The following is an 851-nucleotide window of genomic DNA, read 5'->3' on the forward strand; positions in this document are numbered from 1 at the left end:
CGAAAACGCCAAAAACGCATTCCTTGCCTGCGCCACCCAGAACTTGTCCCGGCTGTCTCCGTCCGGATACAGCATCGCCGCTATCGACATCAAATCCGATACCCGCTGGTCGGGATCGGAAGAAACATAGGTAAACGGATTCCAGCGGTGCGTCCTACCGTCTTCGGCAAAGGGGTTGAACAGATAGACTTCCTGACCCAATACCTCTTTGCGGTAGCCGCTGGTCAGGTTGAAGTTTTCCTGTTTGATATCCAAAACTACGACCGAACTTTTGTAACTCAACAGGTTCGGTATCACGATACCGACACCTTTACCCGAGCGGGTCGGTGCCGCCAGCAATGCAAACTGCTGGCCGCTGTAATGCAACAGCTTGCCGTTGTATTTGCCGACGACTAACGATGTATCGGATTGTTTGAAAAAGCCTGCCTTTACCAGGTCCGACATCCCTGAAAACCTTGCCTCGCCGTGCAGGCTGGGGGAAGCTGTCCTCCATATGGGAACGAGGCTGAACAGGTAGGCCAGCAGCGGCAGGCCGAAGCCGGCTATACCTGATGTCTTAATTTGTAAAGAATACGCTGCAACCCGAGGAAGATGCAGCGTATTGAAATATTTGAACCATGTCGTCAGTACCAGCGGGGTTTTGTCCAGTCCCAGCCATTGCAGTAAGATAAAGCCGGAAAGGTAGCTGCCGGCAACCAAGGAAAGCAGCAATAAAATTGCCGTAATGATGAATTTGTTGCGTAGGGTCATTTTTATATGCCTCTTAACTTTAGATGATTAAATCGGTTTTAGAAATCAATAAGCAATCTTTAGCAGTAAAGGTCGTCTGAAAAAGCTTTCAGACGACCTTT

At 49.5% G+C, this 851-nt stretch carries 1 protein-coding gene; it reads right to left on the reverse strand.

What is annotated here, in order from left to right:
* Positions 1–750 (reverse strand): type IV secretory system conjugative DNA transfer family protein (locus HMPREF2954_RS07580; RefSeq protein WP_045073279.1); only part of this gene is annotated, 750 nt, incomplete at its 3' end.
* Between the last annotated feature and the right edge of the window lie 101 nt (positions 751–851).

Origin of the sequence: Neisseria sp. HMSC067H09 (assembly GCF_001814135.1) — a bacterium.
GTDB lineage: Bacteria > Pseudomonadota > Gammaproteobacteria > Burkholderiales > Neisseriaceae > Neisseria.